The sequence below is a fragment of the Verminephrobacter aporrectodeae subsp. tuberculatae At4 genome, assembly GCF_000193225.1.
Taxonomy (GTDB): domain Bacteria; phylum Pseudomonadota; class Gammaproteobacteria; order Burkholderiales; family Burkholderiaceae_C; genus Acidovorax; species Acidovorax aporrectodeae.
Genome location: NZ_AFAL01000706.1, coordinates 1 through 6,719, shown reverse-complemented (window position 1 = coordinate 6,719; position 6,719 = coordinate 1). Strand labels below are relative to the sequence as shown.

Annotated in this window: 6 protein-coding genes and 1 pseudogene; 2 read left to right on the top strand and 5 right to left on the bottom strand. The window is 66.6% G+C overall.

Annotation, left to right across the window (positions count from 1 at the left end):
* From ntrC to glnA, 5 genes and pseudogenes are all read right to left on the bottom strand, one after another.
* Positions 1 to 1,409, bottom strand: a pseudogene (ntrC, locus tag VTU_RS28895) (nitrogen regulation protein NR(I)); the annotation flags it as partial.
* 53 nt (positions 1,410 to 1,462) lie between these two features.
* A complete protein-coding gene (gene glnL / locus VTU_RS0120110) occupies positions 1,463 to 2,488 on the bottom strand; it encodes a nitrogen regulation protein NR(II) (protein ID WP_040893418.1) in 1,026 nt (341 codons plus the stop codon).
* A 75-nt stretch (positions 2,489 to 2,563) separates the two neighbouring features.
* The gene (locus VTU_RS0120105; protein WP_010107916.1) at positions 2,564 to 3,079 is read right to left on the bottom strand and encodes a hypothetical protein; all 516 of its coding nucleotides are present in this window, start codon (positions 3,077 to 3,079) and stop codon (positions 2,564 to 2,566) included.
* 41 nt (positions 3,080 to 3,120) lie between these two features.
* A complete protein-coding gene (locus tag VTU_RS28890) occupies positions 3,121 to 3,594 on the bottom strand; it encodes a hypothetical protein (protein WP_010107914.1) in 474 nt (157 codons plus the stop codon).
* Between the two features lie 166 nt (positions 3,595 to 3,760).
* Entirely contained in the window at positions 3,761 to 5,176 is a 1,416-nt protein-coding gene (gene glnA, locus VTU_RS0120095; protein ID WP_010107912.1) for a type I glutamate--ammonia ligase, read from the bottom strand.
* Between the two features lie 378 nt (positions 5,177 to 5,554).
* Between glnA and VTU_RS0120090 the strand changes: the two genes are divergently transcribed.
* The gene (locus VTU_RS0120090; RefSeq protein ID WP_029554595.1) at positions 5,555 to 6,322 is read left to right on the top strand and encodes a nucleotidyltransferase family protein; all 768 of its coding nucleotides are present in this window, start codon (positions 5,555 to 5,557) and stop codon (positions 6,320 to 6,322) included.
* Positions 6,319 to 6,719, top strand: a 401-nt coding sequence (locus tag VTU_RS28885) for an aminopeptidase P N-terminal domain-containing protein (protein ID WP_010107908.1), incomplete at its 3' end; no start/stop codon positions are given. The genes VTU_RS0120090 and VTU_RS28885, both read left to right, overlap by 4 nt.

Here is a 6,719-nt window from a genome sequence, read left to right as displayed (position 1 = left end):
CTGCGGCCGGCCGCCCGCGAGCAGTTTTTGCGCCTCCGTTTCCAGGGCCTGTTCCCAGCCGGCGTCGGAAGGCGGCGGCAGTGGCATGTCCGCTGCCAGGGCGGCTGGCGCATCCGCGTCCGGTGCGACGCCTGCTGCGGCGGGCAGCACGGGGTGCTGGGCACTCGGCAGCTCGCGCGCGGGCGCCGCAGGCTGCGCGCTGTCGACGACGCGCACGGGCGGCCGGTACGCGGGGGCCTGCAGCACCTCCGGGGGCAGGTCCTGCAACGTGATTACCTGGGCCGGCGCCATCACGGTGAGCCAGTGGCAGATGTTTTCCAGCTGGCGCACATTCCCCGGAAAGGCAAACTGCCCGAGCAGCGCGAGCGCCGAATCGGCAATGCGCTTGGGTTCCACGCCCAGTTGCCGCGCGCTTTGCTGGAGGAAATGACGCGTGAGCATGGGCACGTCCTCGTGCCGCTCGCGCAGCGCGGGCAGGCGCAGGCGGATGACGTTGATGCGGTGGAACAGGTCTTCGCGGAAAACACCGTCCTGGACGCGCTTTTCCAGGTCCTGGTGGGTGGCGGCGATCACGCGCACGTGCGCCTTGACCGCTGCATGGCCGCCGACGCGGTAGAACTGGCCGTCCGAGAGCACGCGCAGCAGGCGCGTCTGCAAGTCGAAGGGCATGTCACCGATTTCGTCGAGGAACAGGGTTCCGCCTTCGGCCTGCTCGAAGCGGCCGCGCCGCTGGGTCTGCGCGCCCGTGAAGGCTCCGCGCTCGTGGCCAAACAGTTCGGATTCCAGCAGGTCCTTGGGGATGGCCGCGGTATTGATGGCCACGAAGGGACCTTCCGCGCAGGGCGAATGCCGGTGCAGCGCACGCGCGACCAGTTCCTTGCCCGATCCCGATTCGCCGGTGATCAGCACGGTGACCTGGCTCTGGCTCAGGCGGCCGATGGCACGGAATACGTCCTGCATCGCCGGCGCCTGGCCGAGCATCTCGGGCGTGGCGCCCGGGCGTTCTTCGATGACCTCTTCGCGCTGGCTCTCTTCCACCGCGCGGCGAATCAGCTCCACGGCCTTGGTCAGGTCGAAGGGCTTGGGCAGGTATTCGAAGGCCCCGCGCTGGAACGCCGAGACGGCGCTGTCCAGATCGGAGTAGGCCGTCATGATGAGGATGGGCAGGCCCGGCTGGAGCTCGCGCAGCTTCTCCAGCAATTGCAGGCCCGAGCCGCCGGGCATGCGGATATCGCTCACCAGGACCTGCGGGCCTTGCCGCGTGGGGTCGCCCGCGCTGATGTCCGCGAGCGCGTCGAGCACTTCGCGCGGCTGCGTGAAACTGCGCGTGGGCAGGTTTTCACGCGCCAGCGCTTTTTCCAGAACGAAGCGGATCGAGGGTCGTCATCCACTATCCAGATCGGCTTCATATGTTTTTCTTCCCTTGGCCTGTGTGTGTGTGTGTGTGTGTGTGCCGTGATCCTCAGGGCAGGGGGATCAGGATCCGGAAATCGGTGCAACCCGGCACGCTGTCGCATTCGATCAACCCGTGATGCTGCTGGACGAAGGTTTGCGCCAACGTGAGCCCCAGCCCCGATCCCCCGTCCCGGCCCGATACCAGAGGGTAAAAAATCCGCTCCTTGATGGCGTCGGGAACACCCGGGCCGTTGTCGATGACACGCAATTCCAGTGCCAGCCGATAGCGCTTTCGGCCAAACGTCGCCTGTCGAACCACGCGGGTGTGCAGCGTGATCACGGCGGCGTCCGCTGCGATGCGCTCGGACAGCGCCTGGGCCGCGTTCTGCACGATGTTCAGCACGGCCTGGATGAGCTGTGCCCGGTCTGCGCGGAACTCGGGGATCGAGGTGTCGTAATCACGCCGGACCTCGAGCCCCTGGGGGTACTCGAGCAGCACCAGAGAGCGCACGCGCTCGCACACCTCGTGGATGTTCACGTCGCCCACCCGATGCGGGTGGCGGTGCGGCGCCAGCAGCCGGTCCACCAGGCCCTGCAGGCGGTCGGCTTCGTGGATGATGACCTGGGCGTACTCGGTGAGCTCGCGGCTTTCGAGCTCCATCTCGAGCAGCTGCGCGGCGCCGCGAATGCCGCCCAGCGGGTTCTTGATCTCGTGCGCGAGGTTGCGGATCAGTTCCTTGTGCGCCTGGGCCTGATCGAGCAAGCGCTCCTCCCGCTCCTGCCGCGCCTGCTGCTCGATCGGCCAGAGCTCGACCAGGATGTCGCCGGCCTGCTCGGCGCCGGCCACGTTGACGTGCACCGGCACCGGGTCCTGGTGCAGGCGCTTGAGGCCGGCCTCGTAGCGCAGCGCGGCAAAGTCCCGGTTGCGCACACCGGTCAGCGCCGTCCGCAGCAGCGCGGGGTCGGTAAGAAAGCTGGCGAAGTCGGCGCCTTCGAGCGTGCGCCGGGACAGGCCCAGGGTGTTCTCCAGCGCTGCATTGGCGAACTGCACTGCGCCATCGCCGGCGCGCAGCACCGCCACCAGAGTGGACACCAAGTCCAGCGCATGAAAGCGTTCAGCGCTGGCGCCCGGGGGGTCGGCAGAGGGCGAAAGACTCACATGCTGCGGTCAGTTGGCGGAGGCAGATGCAGCCGGCTGGCGGGCCAGTTCGCGCTTGATTCCCGCGATGTCGCTTTCGCTGCGCGACAGGCCGGCCTTGAGTTCCGCCGTCCGCTCCGCGTAGCGCTGCGGGTTGCGCAAATCGAGCGCATTGTGCTCGGGGGTGCCGTCGTTGTATTCCCTGATGAGCTCGGCATGGCGTGCTTCGGCTTTGCGCAGTTCGGCTTCGAGGATGGCGCGCGCATCGGAATCCCGGGCCTTTTGGTCGCTGCTGCTCACCCGCGGCGCAGAGGATGGACCCGCCGCCGCAAGGGTCGGACCCGGTGCAGGGGCTGCTGCGGGCCGGTTGCCTTGCAGCACCGTGACGTACCCCCCTTCGATGAGCTTGCAGCCGCGCGCCTTGCCCCGGGTGGCGTTGTTCGTGTACTCATTGCCGCAGCGGTAGACGCGCTCCTGCGTCAAGGCGACCGGGAGCGTGAGGGCAATGAGCAGCAGGGTGGCAAGTGTTTTTTCATCCGGTTTCACACTGAAGCGGGGGAGGGGGGATATCCACCAAGCGCTCCCGATCAGTCGCGCTGGCCCTTCCAAGTAGACATCATCCGCTCCAGGTAGCGCTGCGGGTTGCGCCAATCCGGCGCATTGCCCTCGGAGGCGTCCTCGTGTTGCTTGTCGGGTCGGGTATGGTGCAGTTCGGACTCGAGGAGGCTGCGCCCACCCGAGGCCCGGGCGGGGTCGCTGACGGGGTCCCGGGTCGCGGCCCAGGTCTTTTGCACGGTATGGCCCATGTTCGGTGCAGGTGCGGGTGCAGCAGGCCCCGGGGTCTGCGCAAGGCCCGGGTTCTGCACGAAACCTGAGCCCGGTGCGGCGCGGCTGCCTTTCAGCACCGTGACGTGGCTTCCATCGACCGGCTTGCAACCGCGCGCCTTGGCCTGGGCAGCATCGTTCGTGTATTCGTTGCCGCAGCGGTAGACGCGCTCCTGCGCCAGGGCAGCCGGGAGCGTGAAGGCCAGGAGCAGCAGGGAGGCGAGCGTTCTTTTCATCGGATTTCCTCATGCTGGCACGGGGGCGGGGGAATATCCACCCAGCACCCCCTCTCCCCATCCGGCACAACGGCCGATCCGTGCAGGGTTTTGCACGGATCGGCCGTTGCGTGGCCCTGTGGCGCTACCCCGCCACGGACCCCCACCGGGGCCAGCCGCCAGACGATCAGAGCGAGTAGTACATATCGTACTCGACGGGGTGGGGCGCCATGCGAAAGCGTGTAACTTCGGCCATCTTGAGTTCGATGTAAGCGTCGAGCATGGTGTCGGTGAACACCCCGCCCTTGGTCAGGAAGCCGCGTCCCTTGTCCAGATAGTCCAGCGCCTGGTCCAGGCTGTGGCACACGGTCGGCACCAGCTTGTCTTCTTCGGGCGGCAGGTGGTACAGGTCCTTGGTTGCGGCTTCGCCGGGGTGGATCTTGTTTTCCACGCCGTCCAGACCGGCCATCATCAGGGCCGAGAAAGCCAGGTAGGGGTTCGCCGACGGATCGGGGAAGCGCGCCTCGATGCGCCGGCCCTTGGGATTGGCCACGTAGGGAATGCGGATCGATGCCGAGCGGTTGCGCGACGAGTAGGCCAGCTTCACCGGCGCTTCAAAGCCGGGAACCAGCCGCTTGTACGAGTTCGTTCCGGGGTTGGTGATGGCGTTCAGGGCCCGTGCGTGCTTGATGATTCCGCCGATGTAGTACAGCGCGAAGTCCGACAGGCCGGCGTAGCCGTCGCCGGCGAACAGGTTCTTGCCGTCCTTCCAGATCGACTGGTGCACGTGCATGCCCGAGCCGTTGTCGCCCGCGTAGGGCTTGGGCATGAAGGTGGCGGTCTTGCCGTAGGCGTTGGCCACGTTCCAGACCACGTATTTCAGGACCTGGGTCCAGTCGGCGCGCTCGACCAGGGTGCTGAATTTGGTGCCGATCTCGTTTTGCCCGGCGCCAGCGACTTCGTGGTGGAACACTTCGACCGGAATCCCCAGCGATTCGAGGACCAGCGCCATTTCGGCGCGCATGTCCTGCGTGCTGTCCACGGGAGGCACGGGAAAGTAGCCGCCCTTGACGCTCGGGCGGTGGCCGCGGTTGCCGTCCTCGAGCTTCGCGCCCGAGTTCCAGGGAGCCTCGTATTCCTCAATTTCAAACATCACCTTGCCGGGTTCGTTGGACCAGCGCACACCGTCGAAGAGGAAGAATTCCGGCTCCGGGCCGAAGTACGCCGTGTCGCCCAGACCGGATGCCTTCAGGTAGGCTTCGGCGCGTTTGGCGATGGAGCGCGGGTCGCGGTCGTAGGCCTTGCCGTCACCGGGCTCGATCACATCGCATTGCAGGAAGAGCGTGGTTTCTTCGTAGAAGGGGTCGATGTTGGCGGTATGGGGGTCGGGCATGAGTTGCATGTCCGAGGCTTCGATGCCCTTCCAGCCCGCGACCGACGAACCATCGAATGCATGGCCGGACGTGAACTTGTCCTCGTCGAAGTGCGACACGGGAACGGTCACGTGCTGTTCCTTGCCACGGGTGTCGGTGAAACGGAAGTCGATGAATTTGACTTCGTTCTCCTGCACCATCTTCATCACGTCTGCAACGGTTTTGGCCATCGGGTTCTCCTGGGTAAAGTGCTGGCTGATAAAAGCGCTTGTTGAAAAAACTTCTGGAAAAGAGAGCAGTTTTCGTGCCGGCCTGGTGCGGCCGCTGCACTATGAAGGAGCGGACCGACCGGGCAACTTCCGGAAGGCACCGAAACAGTGCGTTGCCTGCGGCGTTTGCAGGAATCGCGGGCGGCGCACCAATTCGGGGCCACAGTGTGCATCCAATTCGTGCAGGCCCTATTTCTCAGTGCGCAGGAACAACGGTCGCGCATGCGCAGCAACAGGCAGTGTCCATGCACTACAGTGCGCTCCATGCAAGGACTGCCTCTGACCACCGACCTCGCCAATGGGCACCGTGAAGGAAACGGCGGCACAGACCCCGACGCCATGGCCGGGCAGGTTCCCGCCATGCTCCTGGCTGCGGGCCGTGGCGAGCGTATGCGCCCCCTGAGCGACACCATCCCCAAACCCCTGCTCCAGGTGCAGGGGCTGCCGCTGCTGCACTGGCAGTTGCAGGCGCTGCACGCGGCCGGGGTGGGGCGGGTGGTCATCAATACCGCCTGGCTGGGAGCGCAGATCAGCGCGCATTTTTCAAACAGCTTTGGCCTGCAATGCCCGGACGGCGAGCGCCGGCCGCTGTCCATTGCCTACTCGGACGAAGCGGCGGATTTTGGCCGCGCGCTGGAAACCGCGGGCGGCATTGCGCGCGCGTTGCCGCAACTGGGGCCGCTGTTCTGGCTTGCGGCAGGCGATGTGTTTGCGCCCGACTTCGGGTTCCACAGCGCCGCCGTGCAGGCCTTTGCCGCAAGCGAGCATCTGGCGCATTTGTGGCTGGTGCCCAATCCGGCGAACAAACCGCGCGGCGATTTCGGTCTGTCGGTTGACGGACTGGCGCTGAACCTGCCTGCCGACGACCCCGCGCCGCGCTACACCTACAGCACCTTCGCGCTGCTGCGCGCGCAGCTGTTTGCGCCGCCCTGGTGCGACATACCGGCGGGCAACCCGGGCGGCGTCCGGACCCCGCTGTTGCAGCTGCTGCAGCGCGCCATGGACAATCGCCGCGTCAGCGCGCAGCTCTATGGCGGCCACTGGGCCGACGTGGGAACGCCCGCCCGCCTCGCCGAACTCAATGCCCTCTCTCCTGCCCTGCCATGAACACCACCCTGCACGCATCCGTCCACACCCAGCGCCGTGCGCAACTTGCCGCCCAACTCGGCCCGGGGGGCATGGCCATCGTCCCCACGGCGCCGGAGCAGCTGCGCAACCGGGACAGTGAATTCCTGTACCGCCACGACAGCTACTTTTATTACCTCACGGGGTTCACCGAGCCCGGCGCCTGCCTGGTGCTGACGCACGATGGCCACAGCACGCTGTTTTGCCAGCCCAAGGACCCGGAGCGCGAGGTCTGGGACGGCTACCGCCTGGGCCCCGCCGCGGCGCCTGAGGCGCTCGCCGTGGACGCCGCGCATCCGATCACCGAACTGGACGCGCGGCTGCCCCGCCTGCTGGAAAACACCCGCTGCGTCTGGTATCCGTTTGCCACGCACGGCGG